The organism is Reinekea sp. G2M2-21, from assembly GCF_015687175.1.
Taxonomy (GTDB): Bacteria; Pseudomonadota; Gammaproteobacteria; order Pseudomonadales; family Natronospirillaceae; genus Reinekea.
This window is the reverse complement of sequence record NZ_JADPQG010000003.1, coordinates 176,820-203,277: the sequence shown is the minus strand read 5'-3', so window position 1 is coordinate 203,277 and position 26,458 is coordinate 176,820. Positions and strand designations below refer to the sequence as shown.

At 47.5% G+C, this 26,458-nt stretch carries 26 protein-coding genes; 19 read left to right on the top strand and 7 right to left on the bottom strand.

Annotation, left to right across the window (positions count from 1 at the left end; genetic code table 11):
* Nucleotides 1-57: 57 nt before the first annotated feature.
* Nucleotides 58-2,163 (bottom strand): hypothetical protein, encoded by a 2,106-nt coding sequence (locus IYN85_RS13235; RefSeq protein ID WP_196159386.1) that lies wholly within the window; start codon nt 2,161-2,163, stop codon nt 58-60.
* 208 nt (nt 2,164-2,371) lie between these two features.
* Here IYN85_RS13235 and IYN85_RS13230 point away from each other — a divergent pair, with 208 nt between their 5' ends.
* Both IYN85_RS13230 and IYN85_RS13225 read left to right on the top strand, forming a co-directional pair.
* Nucleotides 2,372-3,226, top strand: a complete 855-nt coding sequence (locus IYN85_RS13230) for a phosphatase PAP2 family protein (protein ID WP_196159385.1) — start codon at nt 2,372-2,374, stop codon at nt 3,224-3,226.
* Between the two features lie 52 nt (nt 3,227-3,278).
* A complete protein-coding gene (locus IYN85_RS13225; protein WP_196159384.1) occupies nt 3,279-3,611 on the top strand; it encodes an isochorismate lyase in 333 nt (110 codons plus the stop codon).
* Between the two features lie 8 nt (nt 3,612-3,619).
* Here IYN85_RS13225 and IYN85_RS13220 read toward each other — a convergent pair whose 3' ends face one another.
* Nucleotides 3,620-3,838 carry a phage integrase N-terminal SAM-like domain-containing protein gene (locus IYN85_RS13220; protein WP_230390729.1) on the bottom strand — a complete coding sequence of 73 codons (219 nt, stop codon included), beginning with the start codon at nt 3,836-3,838 and terminating at the stop codon, nt 3,620-3,622.
* A 388-nt stretch (nt 3,839-4,226) separates the two neighbouring features.
* On the opposite strand from IYN85_RS13220, the gene IYN85_RS13215 reads away from it, so the two are divergent.
* The 11 genes from IYN85_RS13215 (at nt 4,227) to IYN85_RS13165 (ending at nt 11,638) form a co-directional block, all read left to right on the top strand.
* Nucleotides 4,227-4,691 carry a hypothetical protein gene (locus tag IYN85_RS13215; RefSeq protein WP_196159383.1) on the top strand — a complete coding sequence of 155 codons (465 nt, stop codon included), beginning with the start codon at nt 4,227-4,229 and terminating at the stop codon, nt 4,689-4,691.
* A 76-nt stretch (nt 4,692-4,767) separates the two neighbouring features.
* Complete coding sequence (locus IYN85_RS13210) at nt 4,768-5,136, top strand: hypothetical protein (RefSeq protein ID WP_196159382.1); 369 nt, start codon at nt 4,768-4,770, stop codon at nt 5,134-5,136.
* Between the two features lie 587 nt (nt 5,137-5,723).
* The gene (locus IYN85_RS13205; protein WP_196159381.1) at nt 5,724-6,029 is read left to right on the top strand and encodes a hypothetical protein; all 306 of its coding nucleotides are present in this window, start codon (nt 5,724-5,726) and stop codon (nt 6,027-6,029) included.
* 663 nt (nt 6,030-6,692) lie between these two features.
* Entirely contained in the window at nt 6,693-7,514 is an 822-nt protein-coding gene (locus tag IYN85_RS13200; protein WP_196159380.1) for a hypothetical protein, read from the top strand.
* A 62-nt stretch (nt 7,515-7,576) separates the two neighbouring features.
* On the top strand, nt 7,577-7,960 hold the full coding sequence (locus IYN85_RS13195; protein WP_230390728.1) for a 1-deoxy-D-xylulose-5-phosphate synthase: 384 nt from the start codon (nt 7,577-7,579) through the stop codon (nt 7,958-7,960).
* Nucleotides 7,961-8,061: 101 nt separating this feature from the next.
* On the top strand, nt 8,062-8,466 hold the full coding sequence (locus IYN85_RS13190; protein WP_196159379.1) for a hypothetical protein: 405 nt from the start codon (nt 8,062-8,064) through the stop codon (nt 8,464-8,466).
* A gap of 70 nt (nt 8,467-8,536) precedes the next feature.
* Nucleotides 8,537-8,968, top strand: coding sequence for a GNAT family N-acetyltransferase (locus IYN85_RS13185; protein WP_196159378.1), 432 nt, complete (start codon nt 8,537-8,539; stop codon nt 8,966-8,968).
* Nucleotides 8,969-9,073: 105 nt separating this feature from the next.
* A complete protein-coding gene (locus IYN85_RS13180) occupies nt 9,074-9,538 on the top strand; it encodes a hypothetical protein (protein WP_196159377.1) in 465 nt (154 codons plus the stop codon).
* A 59-nt stretch (nt 9,539-9,597) separates the two neighbouring features.
* Nucleotides 9,598-10,068: a hypothetical protein gene (locus IYN85_RS13175; RefSeq protein ID WP_196159376.1), complete on the top strand. Its 471-nt coding sequence runs from the start codon at nt 9,598-9,600 to the stop codon at nt 10,066-10,068.
* Nucleotides 10,069-10,485: 417 nt separating this feature from the next.
* Nucleotides 10,486-10,950, top strand: a complete 465-nt coding sequence (locus IYN85_RS13170; protein WP_196159375.1) for a hypothetical protein — start codon at nt 10,486-10,488, stop codon at nt 10,948-10,950.
* Nucleotides 10,940-11,638, top strand: coding sequence for a hypothetical protein (locus tag IYN85_RS13165; RefSeq protein WP_196159374.1), 699 nt, complete (start codon nt 10,940-10,942; stop codon nt 11,636-11,638). The genes IYN85_RS13170 and IYN85_RS13165 overlap by 11 nt, the downstream gene beginning before the upstream one ends.
* 281 nt (nt 11,639-11,919) lie before the next feature.
* Here IYN85_RS13165 and IYN85_RS13160 read toward each other — a convergent pair whose 3' ends face one another.
* From IYN85_RS13160 to IYN85_RS13150, 4 genes are all read right to left on the bottom strand, one after another.
* Nucleotides 11,920-12,564, bottom strand: a complete 645-nt coding sequence (locus IYN85_RS13160; protein ID WP_196159373.1) for a uridine kinase — start codon at nt 12,562-12,564, stop codon at nt 11,920-11,922.
* Nucleotides 12,565-12,689: 125 nt separating this feature from the next.
* Nucleotides 12,690-12,866 (bottom strand): hypothetical protein, encoded by a 177-nt coding sequence (locus tag IYN85_RS25915; RefSeq protein ID WP_230390727.1) that lies wholly within the window; start codon nt 12,864-12,866, stop codon nt 12,690-12,692.
* 54 nt (nt 12,867-12,920) lie between these two features.
* Complete coding sequence (locus IYN85_RS25910; RefSeq protein ID WP_230390726.1) at nt 12,921-13,103, bottom strand: hypothetical protein; 183 nt, start codon at nt 13,101-13,103, stop codon at nt 12,921-12,923.
* Nucleotides 13,104-13,129: 26 nt separating this feature from the next.
* Nucleotides 13,130-13,579 (bottom strand): GNAT family N-acetyltransferase, encoded by a 450-nt coding sequence (locus IYN85_RS13150; RefSeq protein ID WP_196159372.1) that lies wholly within the window; start codon nt 13,577-13,579, stop codon nt 13,130-13,132.
* 448 nt (nt 13,580-14,027) lie between these two features.
* Between IYN85_RS13150 and IYN85_RS13145 the strand changes: the two genes are divergently transcribed.
* Complete coding sequence (locus IYN85_RS13145) at nt 14,028-17,126, top strand: GEVED domain-containing protein (protein WP_196159371.1); 3,099 nt, start codon at nt 14,028-14,030, stop codon at nt 17,124-17,126.
* Between the two features lie 33 nt (nt 17,127-17,159).
* Here the strand turns inward: IYN85_RS13145 and IYN85_RS13140 are convergent, their stop codons facing one another.
* Nucleotides 17,160-17,297 carry a hypothetical protein gene (locus IYN85_RS13140; RefSeq protein ID WP_196159370.1) on the bottom strand — a complete coding sequence of 46 codons (138 nt, stop codon included), beginning with the start codon at nt 17,295-17,297 and terminating at the stop codon, nt 17,160-17,162.
* Between the two features lie 95 nt (nt 17,298-17,392).
* Between IYN85_RS13140 and IYN85_RS13135 the strand changes: the two genes are divergently transcribed.
* The 5 genes from IYN85_RS13135 to IYN85_RS13115 all read left to right on the top strand — a co-directional run bounded on the left by IYN85_RS13135 (nt 17,393) and on the right by IYN85_RS13115 (nt 26,389).
* Nucleotides 17,393-20,593 carry a GEVED domain-containing protein gene (locus tag IYN85_RS13135; protein WP_196159369.1) on the top strand — a complete coding sequence of 1,067 codons (3,201 nt, stop codon included), beginning with the start codon at nt 17,393-17,395 and terminating at the stop codon, nt 20,591-20,593.
* 83 nt (nt 20,594-20,676) lie between these two features.
* Nucleotides 20,677-22,596 carry a Hint domain-containing protein gene (locus IYN85_RS13130; RefSeq protein ID WP_196159368.1) on the top strand — a complete coding sequence of 640 codons (1,920 nt, stop codon included), beginning with the start codon at nt 20,677-20,679 and terminating at the stop codon, nt 22,594-22,596.
* 147 nt (nt 22,597-22,743) lie between these two features.
* On the top strand, nt 22,744-24,003 hold the full coding sequence (locus tag IYN85_RS13125; RefSeq protein ID WP_230390725.1) for a hypothetical protein: 1,260 nt from the start codon (nt 22,744-22,746) through the stop codon (nt 24,001-24,003).
* Between the two features lie 23 nt (nt 24,004-24,026).
* Nucleotides 24,027-24,872 (top strand): GEVED domain-containing protein, encoded by an 846-nt coding sequence (locus IYN85_RS13120; RefSeq protein WP_196159367.1) that lies wholly within the window; start codon nt 24,027-24,029, stop codon nt 24,870-24,872.
* A gap of 14 nt (nt 24,873-24,886) precedes the next feature.
* Complete coding sequence (locus tag IYN85_RS13115; RefSeq protein ID WP_196159366.1) at nt 24,887-26,389, top strand: internalin; 1,503 nt, start codon at nt 24,887-24,889, stop codon at nt 26,387-26,389.
* The last annotated feature ends 69 nt before the right edge of the window (nt 26,390-26,458 follow it).

Below are 26,458 nucleotides of genomic sequence, written 5' to 3'. Positions count from 1 at the left end.
GGTCGAAATGATGACAAAAAAATCCCCGCATTAGCGGGGATTTTTAAAAAGTGTTATCTATTGGCGTGTATAGCGGTGCAGAGTTGGCTCGTCTTCTCCACTTTCTAAACAATAGAAACCGGTGTCGTCGTTGGCCAGAACCTGACAGGTAAAGTCATAGGGTTCATCTTCGTACCATTCTTCGTCACAACTGTCGCGGTATTGGTTAACCGATTCTCTTTGAACCATGATTCCCATCGCGTTGTTCCACTGGTAACGGCTCTCGTAGACATTACAGCTGCCGCTTTCATCTTGCTCTGAGTACATTCCGGTGCCGTCGTCATTCAATGTTTCGGTGCCGATGGCAACCCAGCTGCAGTCGTAATCCAGATATTCAAGCGCGTATTCACCGCTGATGCTGTTGCCGTAACGGTTCATGATGCTTTGAATGTCACTCATCGACATTGTCCAATTGGCTTCGAAACCATTGGCCGTAATATCGTCGCGCCCTGTGAGACGTGCCGGGAAGCTCTTAAGCATCAGTGCGGCGCTGTAAAACTCAGTGCAACTTTCATCTTGAGAATAAGCAGACCAAGGGCCAATGGCTGTCAGCAGAACGTCGGCGGTTTTCTGGTAATCCAATGCCAGCGCTGCTGTGCCGTTTGCGGTGTTGGGTTCGTTCGCCATAGCATTGGCGACCTTCGTACCCTGTTCGCCGCTGTAAGCCACCAGGTGTTTGCCTTTGATAGCCAGGAAGATGTCCATCGGCAGGCCGTTGTCAGCCAGGTTAACCGGCGTCCCATCTGTCGGAATCTGAGTACCCTGCAACATGGGCAGGTAGTTACTGATTAACGCAGCCAGAACCTCAGGCTTTTCGGCGGTGACGGATGCGATCATGTCAAAACGACCACCCGCAGGCAGAGATTCATCCAGCATAACGTCGAACACACCTGCACTGATGCCCGATAGTCCCTGCGCCATGCCGGTAAACATGGCGATCATCGCTGGGTTAAAGCTACTGGCTTGCGCTTGCATTTTCTGCAACTGCTCGCAGCTAAATTCAGCTTGAGTGAATTGCGTCCATAAACTGGTTAATACCGGAGATAGCGCATCGGCTGAAATGCCGAGGCTGATGCCGAACGCTAATGCATCGTTGTTCGTGATGTAACCGGGATTGAATCCACGCAGTTTTTGCAGCTCGCCCAATACCGATTCATTTTTAACTTCCAGCGCGTAGCTGAGTTCGCTGGTCATGGTAGAGCCATCGAGTTGATAGTCATTCAGGCCAATCACGAATCGTGGCGTACCGGCAACCATGTTCAGAACGTCGTTTTTGCATTGCCCCTGCAGTGCCGAGAAATCGGGTGCGTCGTCTCCGGCAAAGGCCAGAATCTGTTGAATCGCTTGAGAATCTTCATTCAGCAGTGATTTGGCGATATTCAGCAAGCTGACATAGCCGCGGAAGTACTCATTAAATTCATAAGTATCACCGTCTTCGTCCCAAAGGTCTGGGTTCATTGCCGTGGCTGGCTTCGCCAGTGCGAAGCGTTGCGCTTTTGCTGCGTCACTGTCTTTGTTTGACAGGGCAGAGAGGGTTAATACCTTATCCTTAACCAGAATGCCGAGATGAATGGAGGCATTGTCTTCGTTGACCAGCTCAATCGTGGTTAGGCTGTTGCCGTCGATGGTTGCCGTGCCCAATGCCAGGTCTACTGTCTTTGCACCGGTTTTCAGCACGTTTAGAAACGCTTCCTCGTCTTTAACGGCAACTCGCATAACCGGATACAGGCCGTCCATATAAAAGACACTGGCGCCTTTGGTATCCAACCCATAGTGCGCATACAGTTTTTCTGTGCCTTCAGGCAGGGTGGCGTAATAGTCATCAAGCATCCACGACAGAATATCCAACCCTTTGGATTCCGGTAGTACTTCAAACAGCTCCGTGAGTCCTTTGCTCATCTCGCTGTAGTCAATCGATTGAATCATCTGATCTGCACTTTCCAGATATTCAGGATCGCTGATGCCGCCAAAGAAAAAAGCCGTATCCGCGGGAACGTGCTCGATCATGGCGTCAATACTGTTGTCTTTTTTGAACCATCCGAACAGGTCAAAGGCGTAGCTGGGGGCTGTCACCACAGTCAGGCATGCGGCGAGTGCGGTGGTTTTCAGTAGGGTTCTCTTCATCATAATTCCTTGAGAAGGGCACGGATGTGCCGAGAAAGTGTGGCCGGGATGATAAAGAATCCGGGTCATATTGGAAAGTGCACAGGTCACGGTGTTATTCGCTTATTTGATCTGGATTAATGCCAACACGCGTTAGGGTTCATTTCTTGGCTGGAAATTTTCAGGTGGAATTGCGATATTGGTGCATTCGACGAAAACAGGGAATCTCATGGATTGGCAATTAAACGTGTTGCAATGGTTGCAGCAATTTCGACATCCAGTGTTGGATGGTTTTTTTCAGTTCATCTCTTTTACTGCTGAGGAGACCTTTTATATAGCGATTGCCGCCTGGCTGCTTTGGTGTCAGAACAAGCGTATGGCGCATCAAATCGGCTTTGCCTTTTTATCCAGTATGGTACTGAACCCGACGCTAAAAAGTGTCATTGCGCTAGAACGGCCCATTGGTATGGAGGGTATCGACTCTCTGCGCACCCACACAGCGACAGGCCACTCCTTCCCCAGTGGGCACACCCAGGGTGCCGCTTCGTTTTGGACAGCCATCGCCATTCAGGTGAAAACGCGTTGGTTTAGCTTGATGTGTGCGGCCATGATCGTGCTGGTCGCACTGTCTCGTTTGTATTTAGGCGTACATTGGCCAATGGATGTACTGGCGGGCATCGGTATTGGTTTGCTCTGGGTACTGTTTGTCAATTGGTTTATGGCCTATGCCGAGCGTACGCATCGCGGGTTATTGTGGCTGTTACTATTGCCGTTCTTTTTGGCCTATTTTGCCTACCCGGACAATAAGGATTTGGTGACTGTTTTTGGTGCCGCGTTAGGGTTTCTGGCCGGTATGCAGTTAGATCTGAAAGTTCTCAACTACCAGCCAGGCGGACGTTGGTGGCAAAAGGCGGTTAAATTTATCTTTGGGTTGGCAGTTCTTCTGTTGTTAAAAATCGGTTTGAAAATGCTTCTGCCGTTCAATTCTCACATCGCCGATTTAATTCGCTACGCCATAATTGGTTTTTGGTTGTCTTTTGGTGCGCCCTGGGTGTTCATGAAAATATCCACACTGCGTACTTGATAGTAACACACCTACTTTTCACAACGTTGAGTTCGCAGGAGAAGACGAATACATGCAGTACGAGAACAGGATTGAACCGGAAAAGTGTAAGGGGATGGATGACATTCGCCGGGAAATCGATGATATGGACCGCGAAATCATTGCGATTCTGGGCAAGCGATTTCAGTACGTGAAAGCGGCTTCATCCTATAAGAAAAACGAGTCTTCTGTGCGAGCACCGGAACGCCAACGAGCGATGTTGGAACAGCGACGACACTGGGCAGCCTCTGAGGGATTGAGCCCTGATGTGATAGAAAAAATGTATCGCGATCTCGTGCATTATTTTATAGAAGAAGAAATGGCGCAGTGGCAAACGGATTCAACGGCGTCCCAACCCACTCGCTGATACACCTTTTAAATTGTCGGTATTCTGAAGCCTAAAGTTTTTGGGTATTGGTACTTGCTAAATCTGACAAAGCGTTTCGCCCAAAGCAGGTAAGTTTTTTCTGTGGCGTAGGCGAGACCGCGTGAACGAATAAATACTCTGAATTGATCTAAGAAGCCTTTGGGCTTTTCGGGTAATGCGGTACGGATATCAATCGGTCCTGATTTTCTCGTAAATGTACATTTCATTGTACATCGAATATGTATATCCAAGCAGTATGGAGTCGGATTTGGAAAAGACCCGAGAAACCGATCACAAAATAGTGATGCTTGCGCTTACATATCCGGGGAATTGGCAGATATATGAGCTGATGCTTAAAAACTCAGAGGAAGGTCCAGAAAACGAATATCTGCGATGAGGGTCGACACTAGGAAAATCGGGTGTTTGAAGTGCTTGGTTATTTAAAATACTTGTGCTGGAGCACAAAAATAAGGATGGTCAAATTGACATCCAATGCGGAAGCTCTCAATATGCTTGACTTAGAGGCGACATAGGATTGTTTCAGGCAATTACATATGTGCGCATTAAAAATACGCAGTAGCGTACGAATAAACTGTTAATTTCTAGGGTATGGAAATGAAAGGATTCTTAAAAAACGTAGCAACAGGAATAGCATATGGAATCGGCTTTTTAGTCGTTATCTCTGTAACTGCGTTTATTGTGGCTGCATTAGCATTCCGTATGGATACTGGCGCAATTTCTCCGGCTGATCAGCAGACAGTTTTCTTAGGAAAGAGAATTGATCCCACGGACATTATATTGGGGCCGGTAACTACATCATCTGGTTTTGCTTCAAGTCTCATAGTGAAGACTTCTATCCAAAATCTCTCAGATCAAGTATATGAAAATATACATGTTCAAGCTTTTATACTGGTAAATGACATCCTCGTTAATTCTTGTAGCGAGAATTACTATTCAGCAATCGAGCCAGGTGGAACAGCTTCAATTAGCATTAGCTGTAGATATACAAACGCTGAAGCCGCAGAAATCGCAGACATTGAGCTAAAAATAACAGAGGCAAACTATGCGATCAGCCTCTGAAATTAACAAATGCAGGCAGTCGACGCGAAAAAGCCCGCGCAACTGCTACAAACGTTACATGCCTAAACGGTGAATCATGGAAAACGTAAGTAGCAAAGAATATTTAGAGGCGAGGGATAGCTATGACAATACCGTTAATGTCATAGACAAGCTGAACCATTGGAAAAAGGAACTTGAGAAAAAGGTTACTGAAGATCCAAGAGATGTAGAGGCTCATGGTCTAATAAGTGAAATAGAACTTTCAATCTCAAGGTTAAAGTTTTTGGCTGGTTCAGAAATAAGAAATGCGAAACCCAAGTTGGTACGTATCGAAGATACCCCTGATGATTATGATTATCGGTTAATGTGTGAATGGGGGTATTCAGATCGTGAAAAATGGGAAGATGCAAAATCTGATGGTATGGAAATAAAGGTAAAAGCGGGCGATTATATAATCGGCATGTAACAAAGCTATCTACCGGACTCCATTTCCGTCGCTTGGTTTTTATGCTGAGTAGCATAAAAATCCAATCAACTACAATTCGCCGGTAATAGCGGCGTTACATTCTATTATCGAGAGGTCTAAAAATTGAGGAAATATCTGATTGTATTGTTTGGTTGCTTTCTATCATCAGCGTGTTTAGCTGCTTTAGAAACTACACCGTATGGGAAAATAGTTGGTATAGAAACAAGAGCGTGGGGAATGCATATCCAGGTAGATTATACTGTAGGATCAACTCTAGGCTGCAAGGTAGATCCTGGCGCGGCATATATGTTGGATCTTAATAAAGCATCAATAAGCCAAACTGGAGAAAACTACGAGTTAGTTTCTTCCACTATATTGGCTGCATTTATGGCTCAAAAGGATGTGTCGTTTCATTTATACCAATGCGGACCATCTCGACCAATTGTCGGCCATGTTCGAGTCAGAAACTAAATGTAACAAGTCGCACCAGCTGACATTTTTTCCATCGCCTTTTTGTGTGGTGTGTACCACACAACGGCGCTTCCAAAAATGCAGCTGTGCTCAGCGTTAAGACTAATGGAGAGAAAATGACTGAATTTTGGTTTAAAGTCGCCAATGTATTCAACCTACTGGTTGCAAACATATTTGCCATCTTAGCATTGCCATTTGCGTTACTTTTTCTGTTTGTAGGTGTTAAAGGGCTACTAACTTCTGTTATGGCGATAATTGATAAAGTAGAGGTTGAAGGGAGTTTTTCAGCCGGTGCTGTATATGGTGGTGTCGTAACCGGACCACTTATGGTTCTGCTTGCGCTTTGGCTATTTAGACTGTCGTTCCGGATTTTCAAAAGGAACTTCAAAAAGGGACCGTACAAGTCAATTGATAATGGCTAGTCTTAACAAAAAGTTGTTACTCAGGCCCTAAATACATCGCTTCGCGGTGGGCCTTGGACTCGCAAGCTCGCCGTAAAACGAAAACGTTAGGTCAAAAGGAAATGACTGTGGGTAATTTAAACTTTTTCTTTGTTTATAGTTCAATAGTTTTTTATTTCAGCATGATGGCACTACTTACTGGACAGTCGACTAGTAGCTATGTTCTGAATACTGCGACAACTTGCATCCTTTCTTCACTACCCTTACTTCTAATCATCGGAGTATGGATAAAGTGGGGTTTAGTTCCCAATAACATATCCATTGAGCGGAAGAGTAGAAATGCTTCTGGGCAACTTTTGGTAGCTATTGGCAGTGGGTTAATATGGGGGACGGTAGCGCTCCCTTTACTCTTAGCAGAGTTATATAATCCCTCGTTTGCATATATAGCATGGTTCGGTATCTTAACAGTCCCGGTAACATTGGTACTATGGTTAGTTGGGGGGATAATGGTCTACTCATCTAGGCAAAAAAGTACCTAACAAATTCAAGCACCGCCCACCAATCCGCTTCGCGGTGGGCATTGGACTCAATCACGCTGCGCGCGATTTCGCCGGTGTTGAAAAACGTTAGTGACATATGAGATATATACTATTTTCACTCCAAATACTGTTTGCGGCTAGTAGCGTGAATGCAGAGGCAATTCAGCTGGGCGTTCTAGATGAATCACATATCGACGGCTTTGATTCCCACAATCAGTATGTAATACCTTTATTTGAATATGAGAATGGTATTTGGCAAAAGTACAGCGGAAAATTCTTTGAGCATGAAGATAGATGGAAGGTAGTCTTCGATGGCCGTGATGTTGGAACTATAAAATTAAAAGACATTTCTAGTTGTATCCATAAAAAAACCGTTCGAAACTGCGATTTTGAACACAGGTATGAGTTAGTAGGGAGCGAAAGTACCTTTAAAAAGAAAAACATAGGAAATGCGTTTGGCTGGGGAAGTCTCTATCGGCCTCTAGTTGTTGGAACGAATATTTCTCACAAAGATCGATTGCAGTGGAAGCCTTACATACCAGCTTCGAAAGAATTCTTACTAGCATTTGATGCGCTAAAGAAGTCGATTCCATTAACACATCAATTCATTTGTACGGATAATGAGTTAGGCACTGCAACAGAGTGGAAGCCAGAGTACTTTGAAGCCAAGAAGAGTTATTCCTCAATTAAGGAACACAAATTGGTACAAATTGGCTTCAAGTATGAATATTACCAATGTGATGGACCTCCTGACGAAGGTTATTTAAGTACTTGGTACTACTTTCTTGATGCAGAGAATTTCTTACTATTGGAAAGGGATATGTCTCTAGTAGAGGCGGCTGACTTTGATAGTGATGGGAGTGTAGATCTCCTTTTTAAAACGTATGGTTATTTTAGTTATGGATATGTCTTGTTTTATGACAATTTATCGAAGTCTTCCCATCGAGTGTGGTCGACTGGCGGATAGCACTAACAAATGTGGGCAGTCGACGCGAAACAGCCCGCGCAACTGCCACAGACGTTAAGCATATGAAACTCACCGATCGCGAAATAAAAATCGAATATATGGGGATGAAGTTGGACCAAGATCTAATTCCACCCAAAGAATTTCGAGCCGAACGGTCACGAATTATGTATATCGAAGATAAATCTGGCGGTCTTCAAGGTCCAGCTAGGATAGGTAGAGTATATTTTTCAAAGTCCGGAAAAACTTTGTACTATCGTGGTTCAGTATTTCAAAGCCTTAAAGGTAGCGGCTATAAATCTAACTATTACGAAGTAGAAAGTGGCGACGAATACTGGATATCTGGACCGCGCAAGGACCAAAACAATAGGCTTTATGGTGGCAATCGGGGTGTCGAAGTAGACGAAGACGTTGCTGAGGAATATGCAAAACTTATCAAAAATGCTTAACAAAGCCAGCAGCCTGAAACAGCAAGCAATGGCCTTGAAAAGCAGGCCATTAAAACGCTTGTTGTTCAGGTTCTGGCGGCGTTACTTTCAAAGAGCTGGCAATGAAACGACTTTTCCTATGCTTACTGTTACTGATTGCAGCAAAATACGCCTTTGCTGGAGGTACAGTAATTGAAATAGAAGTAATTGACTTTACGGAAGCTAAGAACGGGTTTGTTATAGGTTTCACTAGCAAAAATCCTAAAGGCGAACTCTTGGAAACTAGAGTTCTCATTGAGTTCGGATGCTCTCAAAGGTTGGCGTGCTTTACGCAGAAAAGAGCCTTCAGTAAAACTCAGCACGAAGAAGCTATATCTGTATTAAGAAAGATAGCTACTCCTAAGGCAAATATTAAACTCGGCCTTATAGCAGGGGGCTATGTTTTGACAAAAAGTGGTGAGAAGCGCTCTTATGGCGCGTATTTCGACGGAGATATTGTTTATCTATATGGAAACTCTCACCCGTGAAAGTAACAATCACAGGCAGTCGACGCGAAAAAGACCGCGCAACTGCTGCAAGCGTTACGTATAGGAAATCATGCAAGTAGCTCTTTTACCTGCCGTTGAGGAAGATAAATCGGATATCTGGAACATGTTTGTTCCTGCTATGAAACCTCATATCGAGAAGATCTGGGGCTGGGAAGAGAATTGGCAAACGAACGAATTTAATAGTCGTTTCTTCGAGTTGAATACTTCTTTCATAGTTTTAAATGAGAATAAACTTGGCTATGTACAGTATTCTTTGAATGATGCCGATACATATCTCAATATGGTAATTATGAGCCCTAATTATCAAGGTCAGTCGTTAGGGAATAATGTGCTCAGTAAGATACAAGGGCTTCAAGAAGGAAAACCTTTAAGGTTAAGGTGCTTTCACGTTAATGAGAGAGCTCTTAAATTTTATAAAGAAAACGGGTTTAGCGTAATTGAAAGCGAAGAAAACTGTGTGCTACTAGAACGTCATACGTAACAAGGCACTGTTGCAAGTTGTCCCGCTAAAAGACCGCTTCGCGGCGGGCCAAGGGATTCGCTCCTTTGTCGCTCACCCCAAAGTTGAACGTTAAGCATCTAAAGAATGAAATACTCTGAGTTAGAAATTGAAAGAAGGTGGTTAGTGCATGACGACAAACTACCAGATTTATCTGAGCTGAAAGCTAAAGTGCTTACTGATCTGTATATAGCGGATTCACGGCTTCGTCTTCGGAAAGAAGAATCAAGTATTGGTACTAAATATAAGCTTTGTAAGAAATATGGAAAAACTTCGGATATTTGCGAGCCAATAACGAATATATATCTATCGGATATTGAATATAGCTCTTTATCTAAGATGGAAGGAATAAAAGTTATTAGGCATCGATATTACTTTCCTTACAATGGAGTCGAGATGTCGATAAACGTTGGTAAAGGTATTCCCACCATACTTGAAGCAGAGTTCAAAACTGAAGCCGAAGCCTTAGCGTTTATGCCTCCTGAATTTTCTGCAAAGGAAGTGAGTGGTTCAACGGAATATGAAGTTGCTTCACTGGCTCCCCATGCTTAACAATCACGGGCAGTCGACGCGAAAAAGACCGCGCAACTGCCGTAAGCGTTATTGAATCTATGTGGAAGACTGAACTAAATACTGGAAGAGTCTACAACCAAGATGGGCTCTCAATTGGCTCTTATGCGAACAACTTCTGGAAGGTTGAAGGTGGAGACTTTGATTCTGTAGAAGTTCTTTCTGACGCCCTGAATGTATATTACAGAACCCTCTTAACAAGTGGCTTGTTTCGAGTTATACGTTCATCCGGTAAGAAGCCCTTAGAAGTTGCTTCTATTGTCAATGAAGTTATTACAGTAGAAAGGAAATCTGATTTTTCATTTACGGTTTTTGTTCAAACAGGAACTGAGGCGTTTCCAGTAACAATTGCCGACAAGGTTTCGCCAATAACAGTTGATGATTGCCTGTTGTGGCGTAAAGGTATTTCCTTAAGTCCGATATGGGTGAATGAATACTTTAGAGCGGGACTTAACTCGAACTATCGAAAAGAAAAGGGGCTGGAACTTGATATTACTGACAATGAACAATAACAGGCACCAGCACAAACAGGCACTCCGTGCCTTGGACTCGCGACAAGTTGCTCGCCTGTATGGCGGGCGTTCCAGCTAAAAATAGATAAGGAAAATCTATGAACTTTAATCTCACATTCTTAGGTCAGTTCTTACTGATTTTTTGGTTTCTTCCATTTCTAATAATCATATTTTCAAAGAAAGTAGCAGGCGGTGAAAAACTATCTTGGCTTATAGCCATGGTCTTTATATCGTGGTTCGCATGGGTCTTTTATTTGCTGTTGGCACCGATCAAACCGAAACAAATAGAAATCCAAAACTAATTCAATGGTGGGCGCAACTGCTCGTAACAAAGCACTGTTGCGTCAGGTCCGCCTTAAACCGCTAACGCGGCGGGCCTTGGACCGCCGCAAAGCTTGGCGTTAGAAGTCCTTAACTATGGCACGAAGGAAACAATTAAAAGGTATAGCTGGCAACCTTGTTCAGTGGTGCCTGAGTCGAAGCTTCGACTATGAGGGATATTGGGCTATCGGGAAGTTATATAAACATGCTGATGCCAATGACACAGATGAATTTGTCATAAATTTGGTTGATCAGTTTGTTTCTATTGATGCTGAGGATATTGAATTTTCTCCCGCAATCAAACTGCTATCTAGTATTTTAAAGAGGGACTTAGAGTCAAGAAAAATACCTAGTGGGTGGTTACGGGATGTCAGCATTACTTTTAAATTTGATGCAGAATACAAGCATAAATATCATTATTGGGGCTCTGCATTAGGTGGTAAGCCATTTATGTGTTCAGTAAAAATCACCACTGACCTAGGTAAAACATATTCAAAGGAATGTGGCTGCAATGTATGGGTACATAACCCTAAAAGGGAGCAGCGTCGCAATGGATTCTAACAAGCGCATGTTGCATCGGCCACTGTGTGGCTTGGACGGTTTTCCGTTTGTGTCTCACTACAAAAGCGCCACAAATGCGGGCGTTAAAAAACCTATGAAGCTAGTATTAGCAACTGCTCTTTTATTTATTTCAATTATTGCTTCTGGTAAAGAATTTTGCCCAATGGAATTGAACAAGGAGTCGTTCTCAAGTGATGAATATGCGAAGTGTGTACGACAGTTAACTATCCGAGGCTATCGTGGGTTGTCTGAATCAGAAAAGCGGTTCATTGCAGATTCCCTACAAGAAAACGTTTTTTACTATTTCGGTATGGAAGCTAAGTACAATAACGTTGATTTCGCTAAAGTAGCGCTAACATTCAATTATCAAGAGAACTTCAACAGCTTGATGCGAGGGGTGCAAACAGGGTCTGAGGAAACACTAGATCTAAATGTATATCTCTTTCAACGAGACCCAGATCTTTTCTTATCGTATGCTGGTTCTCGACTTAGTTATGTTGAAAACTTAGCTTGGTCTTTTAAAAACGTAAGTTTCTACGAACTTACCTGCGAGAATGCTAGGATTTTGCCAGCGGCTCATAACTACCACATTCTGGAAGCAGACTATAAGTTCTCTGATGAAATCAGTATTTTGCGGTCTGAGCTAGAACTATTGTTAGAATGTCCGCACCATTCTTTAGCAAAATGAAGCACCCGCCCATGCCGGGCTATGGACAATAAAACTCACTGGCGTTCATTATTTGTCGGTGTTTGAAACGTTGAAATGTCCGCTTTGAGCCTTTCATTTCTCCCCTGATAAACCATCAAACCCTCCGCTTTGTGATGTTCTCTGACTTTGCGAGTTGCCTCTTTAAAGCTGGCTATTTAGCAAAACCGGCCAAACCATGGCATCGCTGCAATAAATGGATATTGCCGGCTGAATTTTAATCAAACTAAACTTAGCGCTGGCAGTAATGTTTTCAATAACCGTTAAACAATGTGAGCAGTATCCAAGTCGTTATTGTCGACAACGACGGTAGCTCGTAAGGAAGGGGTACAGCGGTTTTGATAAATTCTGTTGCCTTCTACATAACGGAAATTGCTCGTATGCGCCGGATCTGGGTTGAGCCCAAATCTGGCGTTACCCCGGCGAACTGATATCTGGAAGTTGGTTTGTAAGTAGATGCTGTAATCCCAGTATTGTTCGAGCTCGTCTCTGTGCAAAAACAAACCTTCAACAAATACGATATCCGTATTCCCGATATCACAGGTCCGCAGACAGGGTTCATCCAATTCACTATTAAATATTTGGCAGGTGACGACATTCTCGTTGTTTCGTACCGGAAGGATCAGCTTGTCGATCAAGTCTTGCAAATTGTGAGAGTCTTCAAAGAAACCTTGGGGTGAGTTCTTACCAAGCCGGTAGCGCAGGTGTCTGGTTTGGTGAAAATGATCGATAGAGCAAACCAACGAGGTTAGGCCCGATTTCTGCAAAGACTCACTGAGTTCCTTAGCGAAGTAAGATTTTCCACTGCCATCGTTGCCATCTATACCCACCAGAAGGGGTCTGGTCCACGTGCGCTTTTGTTTGACGATCTGTATGCTGATTTCATCGAGGGTTGCGGCTCTATTCATACGTTGGTTGTACTCATAAAAAGTCTTCAAGTGTCAGTGTTTCAGATCGCAAGATACCCTGTAACGGACTCCGCTAAAGATCGCGTTCTTTGAGCGCTCGCTATTTTTGTGTAAATCGACGCTTGTTAATAATGACTGCGGTTTTCCTTACGAATCACCACCTTCAGCGCTGACCAGACATCACTTACCGCGCAGACTTTTACATCAACTAAGCCTAAAGGCAATATGGCTTTGCGAATGACATCCTCCGTTACATCGGTAGGGACTTTCGAAGCTTTCTTAGGCCAGGATACCCAGATCATGCCTTCATTCTTGATCTTCTGCGTGATCGAAGGGATGTTGGATTCCAGCTCCCGTCATTCAAGCGTAAATAAATGAACCATGTCTACATTGGCCCCAAGCCTCTTGAGTACCGATATTTCGTCTAATGCCGGTGCTATCCATTGCCAATAGTCATCCGGTGCGTTCTTCACGTACAGCCGCATGCCCGGTTTTAAGCCCAGTTTTTTAAACAAAGGTATGCCGGAGTAGCCCGGCATCACAAAGTCCCCATTATTGGCTGTCGTTAGCCTGATACCGTGTAAGTCATCGGTTGAAAGCCGATGCCGTCTTTAAAACCTGTTGCGTCAGTTTCGATAAAACCAAACTTCCGGTACACCGGTACTGCATACAGCGACGAGCGCAGGGTGTATGTCTGTTGGGGCACTAACTTACAAACATGCTCCCAAAGCTGTCTCGCAATACCTCGGCCCTGTGCGTGTTCTGCAACAAATAAATGGTAGAGGTGGCCATCATTCTTCATGGCAATGTACCCAAGCACTTCATTACCAGAGCGATAAACCCAGTTCTGATAATCCGGGTTATTGAGCCGATCTTCGAAGCTCTGTTCGGTAAGTGTGTTGGAAAACCACTCGGGCAAGGGAGCCGTGGTGTCTTCCAGGTAATAATGCGCTAGAGACTCCACCAACGCTTTAATCTCACTTAAATGGTGTTGTTTGGCAGCTTCTATGGTCATCCTTTGTCCTTAATTCCGTTTAATTATTTGGGTGTGATAGTTTTAAACGCTGCGGTTATAAATTGCAGATCTCAATAACGCAGGTTGTCGGTTTCTCATCTCATTAAGATTGGTTTTTTGAGACGATCTAAACTTTCCCCGTGCGAGTGTAAAACAGGAATGCAAACACGTGCAATTTTGATGCTGCGTCCTAAGAAGTCACGTACGGTTTATTCGAGACCAGAATAAGTCAGCTCAGTGACAAGAGGCTTGTGATACGTTTCTAAAAAAACAATCGGGCAATGATCCTTCTTTTACGCCCTTTAAAAATGTTGTTTAAATCGTTTCCAAGTGCGTCACAAAAATTCGGAACTATTCATCAAAATGACATTGTATTGCGCGCATTCATTCCTAATACTTGCTGGGCTTCGTCAATACATTGTTTTTCTTTTGTAAGGTTTATTCAGGGATGATCATCAATCTCCGCAGAAAACATGTAGATGTCTCTATCCGCTTTATTGCACATTGCCTGTTAATCCTGTCGCTGACGGTCAGCGCGTCTGTCATTTATGCGCGCACCAGTGATTCTGCCAAACAAATCGCGGAACCACTCGCAGAGCAGCTCGCGCGCTATTTTCTACTGTCCGATTCCGTCTCATTCCGTGATATTACCTTGCCTCAGGCGTCAGGTGACATTAAACAGCTGCAGCAAACCTACGCGGGCGTTGATATTGACCAGGCTATCATTGCAGTTCGGGTCAACAAAGCGGGAGACATTTTACGTGTCTACGGTTCCGTGGTTGACACCGCTGCCGTTGACTTGCCCATGGCTCAACAGCTGCGCCATACAGCCAAAGCATTTACAGACACAGACGCCCAAGCCGTGGCTCAATCGTATCTCGCAGGTATTGAACAGCAGGGCGACTGGCGCATTCAACAATGGAAAGAAACAACCGTGGTTGCCCGGGTGAATGATCAGTTTGTGCGTGCACTGCGCCTCGGTTTTCTGGCAACGAACGACGCGCAGGACATCACCGTTCGTCCCGTGTTGCTGATCAACCCAAACACCGGTGAGCTGTTGCGTGTCGAAGACAGTCTGCGCAGGAGTGTGCAGGCAGGTAGTGGGTTAGGTGGTAATACCCTGACTGGTCAGCATGATTATTCTTTCACCCCAGATGCGACAGATGCGTTGAGCAGTGGTACTTTCTTGGTGACCCGCACGGATACCACCTGTGCCATGTTCGTTACGCCAAACGTTGGTGAATGGCAAAACAATGTGCGGCTGTTTAAGGGTAACGACGGAACTGACGTCTATGAATATACCTGTACCGAGATAACCGAAGGCGATGTCAATACCGGCCGGCACGATGAGAACCAGGTGGCGACATTGCAAGCCTATTCCCCCATTAACGATGCCGCCTATCACGCTCAGGTCGCGTTTAACCTGTACGAACGTTTTGCCAAAACCCGCGACCTGGGGCCTTTACGGGAAATCGGGCGTCCGCTTGACGTGCGCGTGCATTATAAATCCAGGGGCTTACCAAGCGACAACGCGTTCTGGAATGGTGAATTCATTGCCTTGGGCGATGGTTTGGTCAGTTTCCTGCCCAAGGTATCAGCGGATACCTTAGGTCACGAACTGGGCCATGCGTTTCTGGAGCACTACAGCCTGATTAACCAGAATTCCGGTGTGCCTTTGGGTATAGCGGAATCGTTTGGCGATATAGCGGGTGAAGCGACGGAATACGCCATTGCACAGATGGAAGGCGCCGAGAACGATTGGAAATACGCTGCCGAAACGTTCAAGCCAACGTTGGAAGACGCTGCTCGCTATTTCGAGAACCCAGAATTGGATGGCAAATCCATCAGTTCTGTTAAAGACTGGAACGTTACAGTAAAAGGGCACCATCAGGCGGGCCCATTGAACAAGGCCTTTTTCCATCTGATTACCGAGAATGCGGGCTGGAACCCGATCATAGGGTTCGATCTGTGGATAACCGCGGCGACCGATTGCTGGGTTCCCGCCACCCTCTACCCGACGGCAGCGCAATGCCTTGTTGATTCGGTCGACACCTTTCGCGCCAACAATACGGAACTGGCGCCAACCTGGACATCTGCCAATATTCGCCGCGCATTGATACTTGCCTTTGCCAAGGCGGATGTTTTTGCCACCGATTCAACCGCCTTGATCGCCCTGTTCGATGCAGAACCCTATTTCGACGATGTGCAGTTGCTAAACGCCAGTTCAATACCGGGACCTGAAGGCTATCAGTTCCAATGGTTTGCCCGTGGACAAACCGAGCCCTTTGCACAAACCCAATTGTTGACCGACAAGGTTATTGTTGACGTCGCCGAGAATGAGACGAACATCGATGTGCGTTTGACGGCAACTGGCGGTGACGCGAGTGACGAATACCAACGCAATATTTTCCTCGGTAGCCGATTTTGTTTGCCCGCCCGTAGCAATAACGGGGCTGACTATATTCAACAGTTCGGCTTGAACGGCGCGCGTTACGCCGAAACCGGCGCAGACCCTGATGGTTACGGTGACCATACGGCCCAACCGCCGCTGCCTTTGTATTTAAATGCCGAAAACTCGTTTGTGGTGACACCGAACAATAGCGAATCCTCCTATTGGTCCGCCTATGTCGACTTCAACGGAGACCATCGATTTGATAAGACCAGCGAAGTGTTATTTGACCTCAGTAAAATCACCTCAGAAAAAAGCGTAACCGTCGACGTGGATCGCTCGCTGGCGGTCGAAGGCAAACAGACCCGGTTGCGACTGGTCCGAAACTGGAGTTTCCAGACCGACCCCTGTCTCGGCGATGCACTGGGCGAGTATGAAGACTATACAGTCACGTTGGTTCGCGTGCCGGAAGCCAATTTCACGGCAACTGTGACACCTGGCACCTACTCGGTCACACTGAGCAACACCAGCGAAGCCATTCCAGAGGGTGCCCAATGGGTTTGGCGCTATCAGAAAGATTCCGCAGACTGGGCCGTATTCTCCAATGAACAGAATTCGGTGCTAGAACTGGCGAGCTTTGGCCCGGTCACCGTTGAGTTGCAATTGATTACCACGGAGCAAGTTGTCTTCCAGAAGCAGCAGACTGTCGACGTGCCTGCAAAGAACCCTGAACCGGACTTTGAATTTAGTGTAAATAAAAAGACCGCGACGGTGACCTTTACCAACATCAGCGAAAAGTATAGTGAAAGCGCGCATTGGCGTTGGGATTATGGTGATGGAAATCATCAGGAGTTCACTGAATTTAAAGCCACGCATGAGCATAAATACGACGTCGATTCCATCGGAAAAGACGTGCAGCAAATTACCGTGACTCTATCATTAACCGAGAATGGACGAACGTTCCAACAGCAAAAAACCATGTCCCGTGATGCACTGCCAAAAGCAGGGGCAATCACATTTTTATTTCCACTCTTCATTGGCTTGCTTTTGTTGCGGCTATTCCGGGTTCGCCGCGTATTTGACGGCGATACTTCGGTCGTCGGGTTCGCAACAGAAAGGTATGAAGTTCAAAAAACAAGACGTACCTATTCGCAATAATAACTTTATAAAAGGATGCCTGTATGCACTTCTCTAAGATAACAACATGACCCATTGAGTCGCGCGTAACCTAAGGCGATAACGTTTGCCCCAGTTACCTGCGAAGACCACGCGTCGATCAAACCAACGAGTAATTTCTGAAAAAAGGGCAATGGGCTTCTGAGCGCCCATGGGTTTCCTTTTGCCTGAAAAACGTCGGTTGTCGTCGTCAGACACTCAACATTTTAAAACACATTTTGCTCAAGCCGGGGAGGGTTGGGAGAGCCATGCTATTGCCTAGAGAAAACCAAACATTCAATGTCATATTCAAAGTGAAGACACTTGTCATGGCCAGCGTCATTGCAGCATCGGGCGCAACATTGGCTGCGACAGAAAAATCGCAGGTCAACAAAGATACAACAAAGAACACCTCCTTCCAGACAACGCTCAAGGCCAGCGGAGTGAGCGCCAACAGTCTGTCGCAGCAGGTTTCGTCTTTCTTAAATACTCAGGAAGCACTGAGTTTTCGTGACATTACACCAGACCACGTGCTGGCGCGTTTCAAGCATTTACAGCAAACCTATAACGGTCAGGATGTTGAAGGCGCACGCATCGTGGTACAGCTCGATAATCAAGGTCGTGTCCAACGTGTGTTTGGCTCTGTCTATGATGGCATTGCGGCCGACCTGAATAAGAATATCCAAAAGTCAGCGACAGCCATGGTGAGTTTGTATACGGCCGATGAATCAAGTTCCGAGCAGGCGAACGTTTGGATTGAAAACTATCTGGCCGATATGTCTTCTGGTCAGTGGGCTGTGTCTCAACCGCTTGCAAAGCCGGTGGTTCACATTGTCGATGGACAGGCACAGTCCGTCATCCGGCTTTCATTTAATGCTGAAAATAAAGACGCCGGGCTTTTCCTTCGGCCTTTGCTTTTCGTGAATCCGGATTCTGGAGACATCGTTGATTCACAGGATACTCTGCATCGCTCTGTACAGGCCGGTCGTGGGCCCGGTGGTAACGAGATGACGTCTCAGTACACCTATTCGCCAGTGAATTCAGAGCTCGATGCCCTGTCCGCACAAACATTTCTGGTCGACCGAAATGGAGACCGTTGCACCATGGCATTGTCGCCCAGTGGTACCTGGAAGAACAATGTGGTGGTGATGGATGGACCTGACGCCACTGCGGCGTATTGGTATCGCTGCAACAGCGATGGCGGCATTAAACCCGGAGAGAACACTTACCTCAATGGCGCGTTTGCTCCGTTGAACGACGCTGCGTTTCACGCGCAGGTCGCGTTCAATCTTTATGAGCGATTCACCCTCACGCAATGGCAAGGGCCGTTGAAATCATCCGACCCACTTATTGTAAAAGCGAATTATGGCGCAACGGATAACGCTTCGTGGAATGGTCAATTTATCGCGCTTGGAAATGGCGATGTCGACTTCTACCCGAAAGTCTCGGCGGATATCATCGGTCATGAACTCGCGCACGCGGTTCTTGAACGTTACAGCCAGATCAATCAAAGCGCCGGTATTTCCATGGGCATAGCGGAGTCCTTTGCGGATATTGCCGGTGAAGCAACCGAATACGCTATTCGCCAAACGCAGTCGCGCTCAAACGACTGGAAGTACGGCGCTGAAGTGTTTAAGCCAACACTGGACGCCGCCGCGCGCTACTTCACACAACCTTCACTCGATGGAAAATCGATCGACTCAGCAAAAGACTGGAATGTGGAAGTCACCGGGCATCATCTGGCCGGTCCAATGAACAAAGCTTTTTATCATCTGGTCAATGATAACGATGACTGGACGCCATTAATTGCGTACGACCTATGGATAACCGCCGCGGCCAATTGCTGGTCTTACTCGATGCAATACGCCGATGCCGCGCAATGTATGTTGTCTGTCGCGGATACCTTCCGTTCGAATTCCGAATTGCCAGACAGTGTCAGTCTGCAAGACGTTCGCCGGGCCGTGATACTGGCGTTCGCCAAAGCCGATGTTTATCTGGCGGTCACCGATGATTTGGTTGCGTTGTTCGACTACGAACGCGTTTTCTCTGACATTCGGTTGATTAACAAAACCTCCTCGCAATGGTCAAGTACCGTCGCGTACCGTTGGGATACCAATTACGACGGCAGTATTGACCAAACCACCCACTCAAAGAACGACACACTGCTGCTAACACAACTGGAAGGCATTGAATCTTTGGCAGTGGCGTTAACCGCGGATGACAGCCGTCGTACCGATACTATTGTGCGCGAGTTGGATCTCACACCAGACTACTGTACGCCCAGCGGGTTTGGCGGTACGACCGATTACATCAAACAGGTGTCTGTGAATGGCGAGTCGTTTCCGCAAACGCAAACCCAACCGAGTGGCTACGCCGACTACACCCATCTGGCACCGTTGTCGTTGCTGACCTCGGGTGAAAACACTATCACACTGACGCCAAATGATAACGACTACCGCCGGCGATGGACCCTCTACGTGGACCTGAATGGTGATCATGACTTCGATGATGCCGGTGAACAGCTGTATAACGCACGCAGTAAAGGCGTTGTGAACGCGAGTTTCTCCTTACCCGAGATCGATACTGCGGCGCGCGATCAAATCACCCGGCTTCGTGTGGTGATGGACTGGTCGAATATGGAGCGCCCATGCGCGCACGCAACCTCCGGTGAGTACGAAGACTATGCCGTTCGTTTGTCGTATCAGACAGACCCAACGCCAGACCCTGTCGCGGCATTCACACCCAATGTGCCGCCAACCGGATTTACCGCAACATTCACCAACAACAGCACAGATGAACCGGAAAACGTCGCTTGGTCCTGGCGTTACCGCGCCACCGGTGGTAGCAGCTTTATCGATTTTGCATCTACTCGTCATGCATCGTTAACCGTGACCGAAGCCGGTCGATACGACATTGAGTTGCGCATGTTCGATAACACAACCTTGGTTTCTACTGCTCAACATACGGTGACCATTAGCGGCGACGACAGTGGCGGCAACGATGACTATTGTCAGGCTGGCAGTGCCACTGGAGGTATCGCCATCAAAAAGGTCGCCGTGCACCACGGTGGTTATGAAAACGTTTTGGTTAATGCCACCGATGCCAACGTCAGTTCTGGTTACACCCTGTTCGACGCATCGTTGATCAAGCGAACCATAACTCAGCCCGCCAACTTTTATATCAGTGTTGAAGTGTCACATGCTTTCAACGGTTTCGATCGTCACGTAGGTATCTGGCTCGATAGAAACAAAGACAAAGTATTCGCTGACGATGAAGTCGTCTATCTCGACAGCATCGCTCAAAAAGAACGGCAATACGCCAACATAGTGCTCAGCTCTGGTGAAATCGAGGCCGGCGAAACCAGAATTCGCGTATTCGCAAAGGCTCGGGCAAATCCGTCCGCTTGCGAAGAGGTGAATGACGCGCAGTACAACGGAGAAACAGAAGACTACATTTTAAGATTTGAATGAGGTTTACCCCTGTCTGATTGCTCTGGCTACACGCAGTGCATTGAGCATTGGATCCATTGAACGCAACGAAAAGGAAAAACAATATGAATAAGAAGTTTTTAGCCGTCGCCATCTCCGCAATCGCGGTCATTGGCACGTCCGCGGTCGCGGGCTCACTGGTTTCGGAAGGCTCATCGGTGGTTGTTGCCAAGAGCAAAGACAATCGCGCACAGAAACCATACGTGAATCAGCGTCCGGGGACGAACGGTTACCTTAATCCGGGCAACAGTGATGACTTTGCCGTGATTATGGAACACATCGGCTACGCCAATACCACACCAGAAAAATCGCCCATGTTTTTCAAAATGGTGCAGCAGGCCCGCACGGAAGCCCTTATGCGTCCTACGCTATACCCAGAAGCGATTTCACGGCTGGCGGTTGAGGAAACCATGCACCATTCCGTATTGGCACCAAAAGCGTTTGTGAATGCCAAGACAAATGAAGAACGATTGATCAACTCAGCTACGGTTAACGTGACTGGTGATTTAAGCTTTGGCTATACCACAGTTGTGTTGAAAGACCCTGCCGGTAAACAGATTGGCGTGCCGGGTTCACGTCGCACATACGCATCTGAAGCGAACCGGTCACTGGCGTTAGGCGATATCGACGCTTCATACATCGCCGCCAATTATAAAGAGACCGATCAGTTCACCATCGAATCCTTCGCGATGACGAAAGACACGTCCGGTCAAAGCCAGTTCCATAAGATGACCAACAAGGTTTACGCTCGCGCGTTGATGAGCGGTGAGTCCAGCCACAATGGAACCCTGACGGTTGATGCGCCCGCGCAAACGCCTGAAAATCAAGCCGCAGGTGCACCCAATATCAAAGTTTGTTTGAACCGCGACCACGGTGACTGCGACATTCCGCAACTGTATCCACGTGACACCCCGAATGCGTTATTGAAAGTAAAGATTCCATTGCGTGGGCAGATTGAAACCTTCCACGAAATTACCGACATCTTCGCTCCGGGTGAAGGGTCAGCTGCCATTTTGGGCAATGAAACAGGTGCCTGGATTATGGCCGGTAACGCCAGCGCAGCAGGCGAGTGGGCCAGCATGCGTAACCCGACCACCGGTGAAACCTTCGTCGACTACGTCGAAAAACGTCACTTCGTGGATGCCGAAGGGTTCGTGGGAACGCGTTTAACGTGGGACATCCCCATGGACGAAGCGATTTTTGGTGTGGGCGCCGATACCACCGGTACGTTGTTTAAACGATTTGAAAACGTGCAATGGGAAATCCGCATCAAAGTTAAGTCGCAGGATACGATCGACCTCGACGGTGATGTAAACACCACTGAAGACCGCTTCCACCCATTTACGGACGACATGGGTAATCCGGAAACTATCGAAACTGTGTTTGTTGCAGAAAACGCAGACATGAGCAACGTGCACAGCGACTGGGTGTTTGAAGACAAACTACCGTTCTTGTACTTCGAATACAGCTGTATCGCTAAAGGCACGCTGATTTCCATGGCCGATGGCACCACCAAAGCGATTGAAGACGTTTACGTGGGCGATCTGGTGGCCACTGCCGACGGCGTGAAGGAAGTTCAAGATACGTCGATTGGTTACGAAGCCATCCCAATGATCAGCCTGACAGACAGCTTAGGAAACAACGTGCTGTTAACGGAGACACACCCTGTTGTGACGGCACGCGGTGTGGTTTGGGCGAATGAAGTGGTCACCGGTGATGTGCTGTCAACCGATGCCGGATCGTCCACCGTGGTTGCCGTGAGTGCTGTCATGTTTAACGACACCGTTCATAACCTTGAACTGGAGCCGGTCAAAGGCACTGACGCTACCGAGGAAACCATGTTCGCCAACGGCATTGCGGTAGGTGACCTGGGTTATCAGTCTGCGTTGACCTTTAAAGACAAGGCCAAAACGACGGTTGAATCCATGCTGGAAGCATTGCCAGAAGAGTGGCATCAGGATTACCTGAATTCTTTGAAGCAATAATTCAGCGGTAACGAATACCGGCGATTTCATCGCCGGTCAATCACTCTCGTTTTCTTATGCTGGCCAGTGCACAAGTTGCACAGGCCCGGGCATTGCTGTGCTGACGAAAACACACTGTGTCATTACGACCTCACTGAGGAAGCTCACATGATGAAACTAAAAAATTGCATATTGCCTGCAATTCGAACGATACGAAAACCGGTTTCCGTTGCTATCGGCAGCGCGCTGTTATCTGGCGCGCTGTTCGCAACCGAGATCCCTGGCATTGAAAACGACCACATTCCATTAGGCACGGCTTATCACAGCGACAAGCAAGGATTCTATGGGTTCCAGTCGGTGAATGGGTTGATCGACGAGACCTACGGCAACACCGAAAGTGAAATCCAGTTTTCTGTGGACCTGGGGTACAAGCAACTGTTGAACATGGTGAACGGCAGCTTGGACGCATCGGTTAAGTTAACGGCGGTCAGCGTCGATGCAGGCGGCACCTATGCGTCAAAAAATGCGGCCGATGAATACACCGGAACCTACACGGTGTACATCAACCTGAAGCCGAAAAAGCGTTTGTTGGTACCGGCAAACTCGGACGGCTATTCGCCAACCGCGGCTGCCGTGCAATTGGCCAATGCCTATCCGGGTAATCGTCTGGAAGAGCTGGGCGATGAGTTTGTGATGGGCATCGAGTACGCCTCCTACCTGATCGTCAACATGAAAGTGGAATACCGCAGCGCTGAAGACAAGCGATTGATTGGTGGTTACCTTTCAGTCGACGTAAACGGTATTGTCAGCGTGGATGGTGATTTGTCGTTCGTGGATGAAGACATCAAACGGTCGGTAAAAATATCCATCTCAGCGAAACAGGTGGGTGGTGACCCACTGGAACTGGCGAAGATTATTCCGAATGGTTTGATGCAATGCAGCCTGAATAACCCTGACCCTTGTTTCAACCTGTTCTCCGAAACGGTGAACTATCTGAAGGCGGATTACATCAACCAGTTCCCGACGTTGGACAAATACAACCCCGTCAAACTGTACACCCACCGCTATGAGTACTCCGGACCGAACCTGGATATTCTGACGCCGGTGACCGGTTACGAAGAAGTAGGCTACCTCACCAAACTCACCATCAACCGTATGAGTGACGAGTGGGTACAAGCCATGTTGGATAAACGCCGTGCCGAGAACATCGTTAACTATTACGCCTCCAGCCTGACTTCAGCGCAGAAAGCGGCCATTAACGATATCGCGGACAAAGCGCGCGCCAATGCTTACCTCTTTGCGGATTCTGTGGACTACTGCAACCGCAATCCGTTAGGTCCGCATTGCCGTCAACGTGAACAGGAAATTTATGACGGCGGCTACGTGAAAACATATGACGCAAGCCTGCTCGATCTTGAATCGTTATAAAACCGAATTAAGGAAATGGACCAATGAAAAAATCATTACGCACACTGGCCATCGCGTTTGTGGCCATGGTCACTGCCGCGCATAGCATGGCTACGGACTACCCCAACTACGGTATGTGGAACGACCAGCTATCACCGGCGCAAGCCCAGGGGCGGTTTCAGTGGATGGAAAAATGTTTTGAAGGGCTGTTGCTGGAAACGTGGGAAACCATGTTTGATGTGACCACGCCCATGTCAACCGAAGAAAAACTTAACCAATTGAAAGACGCTTGGTTGTATGAGCGTGGTGCGCTGCGCATTAATCCGCAGTACCCCACCTTTGGTGACAAAAACCACGAGAATCCGGAGCAGTGGTACGCCGGTACCAGCGCCAGCGAAAACTGCAAAACCATTCCGCGTGGTTACGGTATGATCGGCTTGCTGACGTCATTCGACTTCAAGCCATACTGCCCGGCGAAGTCCGCTAAGTCGAACTACAACGCCATTATCAACGTCACCGTGGGCGGATTCACCAACGCCAGTGGTGCTGAAAAATACTCAAACTTCAGTGGCCGGATTATCCAGGTGAACCGTGGCGACCGCGTGCGCATGACCATGCAAGAGCACCAGGTGCACCCACGCCTGAAAGGAACCTGGCATGTGTTTGCCGACTGGAACCGCAACGGCAAGCTGGACGACGCAGGCGAAATACTGATGCGCAATACCACCGCAGTCGCGGACGAAGTATCGCTGAATCTGGAAGTCCCTGAAAACGCCACACCGGGCTACATCAAACTGCGCATCACTGACGATTACGCCGGAGGCAGTGCAGACCCCTGTCGCGACATTCAGTACGGCGAAGTTGAAGATTACACATTGAAAATTAACTAAGCGGGATACCGACGATGAAAACATTTATGAAATCCGGTCTTGTGCTCAGCGTCCTTGTCGCAGCGACACACGTTTCTGCCGCTGGGCTGAATAACAATGACCTTATCCAACCCATGCAGGCGCAAGCGTTGGACGCGTTCAGCACCACCATTCCGGGCCTGGTTAACGACCACGTTATTATCGGCACCGCCTATAACAGCGCCACCAAGGAATTTCTGAACCACCAACCGGTTACCGGGCGGGTCACTGAAGAATACGGCGGAGTTGAGTTCAACTTCACGTACGACACCGACACCAGTTACGACGAAATCCTCAGCGCGCTGAACGGCAGCATCGATGCATCTGTTAACATCAGCGCGGTACAGGTAAACGCCGGTGCGCACATCGCCAAAGAGTCTGCTGAATCGGAATTCTCCAGTTCCTACACATTCACCGCCTCAACAACGCCGAAGAAAAAAGTTTTTGTGCCGGTGAATGCGAACCAGGGCTTTACCCTGAGCCCGGTGGGTAACGCCATCGCAACGGACTTTCAAGGCCAGTTAGTTGAAATGGCGGGCGATGAATTTGTCACCTCCATCGAATACGGTGCGCAGTTGTTTGTGAACATGAACATTGAGTACCTGAACAGTGAAGACAAGCGCGACATTGGCGGGTATCTCGGTGTCGACATTGCCGGTGGTATCGTCAGCGTGCAGGGCGAGCTGGACTTCCTCGATGAAGAGTCGAAAGAGTCGGTGAAAATCACCGTCCGCGCAATTCAAAAAGGCGGTGACCCAACGCAATTGCTGAACATTATCCCGAACAACATTGTGACCTGTTCGCTGAGCTACCCACAACCTTGTTTCGACTTGTTTGCTCAGGCCATTCAGTACGCGAAGAACGACTTCCGGTATCAGTTTAATCAGCTATCGGATTACAACGTGGTGAGCTATAAAACCACGCGATACGATCGTTCTACCGCCGATGTAAAACGCCTCGCGCCAACGTATCAGGACATCAGCTTCGCCCGTAATCAACTGTTGTTCGAGTTGACGGACAAGTACAAAAAAGCTCTGGTCGATGAACAGCGTGCCGCCGATGTGCTCAGCACCTACTACAGTTGGATTCCAGAAGCGCAACGGGCCTCGGTCGTGCAACTGCAGAAAGACGCCTACAAAAATGCCTGGCTCTTTTATGACGCGGCGGAATACTGTCAGTCACATCCCTACGGTACCGAGTGTGTGGACTATTGGAACAACATCAATAATGTGTGTGTCAATACGGGTGAAGGCTGCGTGGTCGCTTACGACCGAGACTCGCTGGAAATCCCGACTCAGGAACGTAAAGTCAATCAATGCGAAATGGCGCGTCAACGCGCGACCAACAACGGCTTGATTGCCAACTCATTGTCGCTGTCTTATCGCAAATTGCGTTGGGCACCGGTCTTTGTTGATATTACACAAGCGACCGACGGCATTATTGAATGGACGCCTTGCGAATTTGCCCTAACCACGTACGGCGCTGAATTCGAACGGTAAATCATAACCCTAACCTGCAAAGGCCCCCGTTTAAAACTGGCGGCCTTTTCGGGTTTGTTTGCAAGGAGA

Excerpts from the sequence above, each read along its gene's own strand:
- IYN85_RS13185 (WP_196159378.1), top strand. The coding sequence starts at position 8,537 with ATGCAAGTAGCTCTTTTACCTGCCGTTGAGGAAGATAAATCGGATATC.
- IYN85_RS13165 (WP_196159374.1), top strand. The coding sequence starts at position 10,940 with ATGGATTCTAACAAGCGCATGTTGCATCGGCCACTGTGTGGCTTGGAC.
- IYN85_RS13230 (WP_196159385.1), top strand. The coding sequence starts at position 2,372 with ATGGATTGGCAATTAAACGTGTTGCAATGGTTGCAGCAATTTCGACAT.
- IYN85_RS13205 (WP_196159381.1), top strand. The coding sequence starts at position 5,724 with ATGACTGAATTTTGGTTTAAAGTCGCCAATGTATTCAACCTACTGGTT.
- IYN85_RS13215 (WP_196159383.1), top strand. The coding sequence starts at position 4,227 with ATGAAAGGATTCTTAAAAAACGTAGCAACAGGAATAGCATATGGAATC.
- IYN85_RS13170 (WP_196159375.1), top strand. The coding sequence starts at position 10,486 with ATGGCACGAAGGAAACAATTAAAAGGTATAGCTGGCAACCTTGTTCAG.
- IYN85_RS13160 (WP_196159373.1), bottom strand. The coding sequence starts at position 12,564 with ATGAATAGAGCCGCAACCCTCGATGAAATCAGCATACAGATCGTCAAA.
- IYN85_RS13125 (WP_230390725.1), top strand. The coding sequence starts at position 22,744 with ATGATGAAACTAAAAAATTGCATATTGCCTGCAATTCGAACGATACGA.
- IYN85_RS13135 (WP_196159369.1), top strand. The coding sequence starts at position 17,393 with ATGCTATTGCCTAGAGAAAACCAAACATTCAATGTCATATTCAAAGTG.
- IYN85_RS13120 (WP_196159367.1), top strand. The coding sequence starts at position 24,027 with ATGAAAAAATCATTACGCACACTGGCCATCGCGTTTGTGGCCATGGTC.
- IYN85_RS13235 (WP_196159386.1), bottom strand. The coding sequence starts at position 2,163 with ATGAAGAGAACCCTACTGAAAACCACCGCACTCGCCGCATGCCTGACT.
- IYN85_RS13115 (WP_196159366.1), top strand. The coding sequence starts at position 24,887 with ATGAAAACATTTATGAAATCCGGTCTTGTGCTCAGCGTCCTTGTCGCA.
- IYN85_RS25915 (WP_230390727.1), bottom strand. The coding sequence starts at position 12,866 with ATGATCTGGGTATCCTGGCCTAAGAAAGCTTCGAAAGTCCCTACCGAT.
- IYN85_RS13130 (WP_196159368.1), top strand. The coding sequence starts at position 20,677 with ATGAATAAGAAGTTTTTAGCCGTCGCCATCTCCGCAATCGCGGTCATT.
- IYN85_RS13140 (WP_196159370.1), bottom strand. The coding sequence starts at position 17,297 with ATGGGCGCTCAGAAGCCCATTGCCCTTTTTTCAGAAATTACTCGTTGG.
- IYN85_RS25910 (WP_230390726.1), bottom strand. The coding sequence starts at position 13,103 with ATGCCGGGCTACTCCGGCATACCTTTGTTTAAAAAACTGGGCTTAAAA.
- IYN85_RS13195 (WP_230390728.1), top strand. The coding sequence starts at position 7,577 with ATGAAACTCACCGATCGCGAAATAAAAATCGAATATATGGGGATGAAG.
- IYN85_RS13175 (WP_196159376.1), top strand. The coding sequence starts at position 9,598 with ATGTGGAAGACTGAACTAAATACTGGAAGAGTCTACAACCAAGATGGG.
- IYN85_RS13145 (WP_196159371.1), top strand. The coding sequence starts at position 14,028 with ATGATCATCAATCTCCGCAGAAAACATGTAGATGTCTCTATCCGCTTT.
- IYN85_RS13225 (WP_196159384.1), top strand. The coding sequence starts at position 3,279 with ATGCAGTACGAGAACAGGATTGAACCGGAAAAGTGTAAGGGGATGGAT.
- IYN85_RS13210 (WP_196159382.1), top strand. The coding sequence starts at position 4,768 with ATGGAAAACGTAAGTAGCAAAGAATATTTAGAGGCGAGGGATAGCTAT.
- IYN85_RS13150 (WP_196159372.1), bottom strand. The coding sequence starts at position 13,579 with ATGACCATAGAAGCTGCCAAACAACACCATTTAAGTGAGATTAAAGCG.
- IYN85_RS13190 (WP_196159379.1), top strand. The coding sequence starts at position 8,062 with ATGAAACGACTTTTCCTATGCTTACTGTTACTGATTGCAGCAAAATAC.
- IYN85_RS13180 (WP_196159377.1), top strand. The coding sequence starts at position 9,074 with ATGAAATACTCTGAGTTAGAAATTGAAAGAAGGTGGTTAGTGCATGAC.
- IYN85_RS13220 (WP_230390729.1), bottom strand. The coding sequence starts at position 3,838 with ATGAAATGTACATTTACGAGAAAATCAGGACCGATTGATATCCGTACC.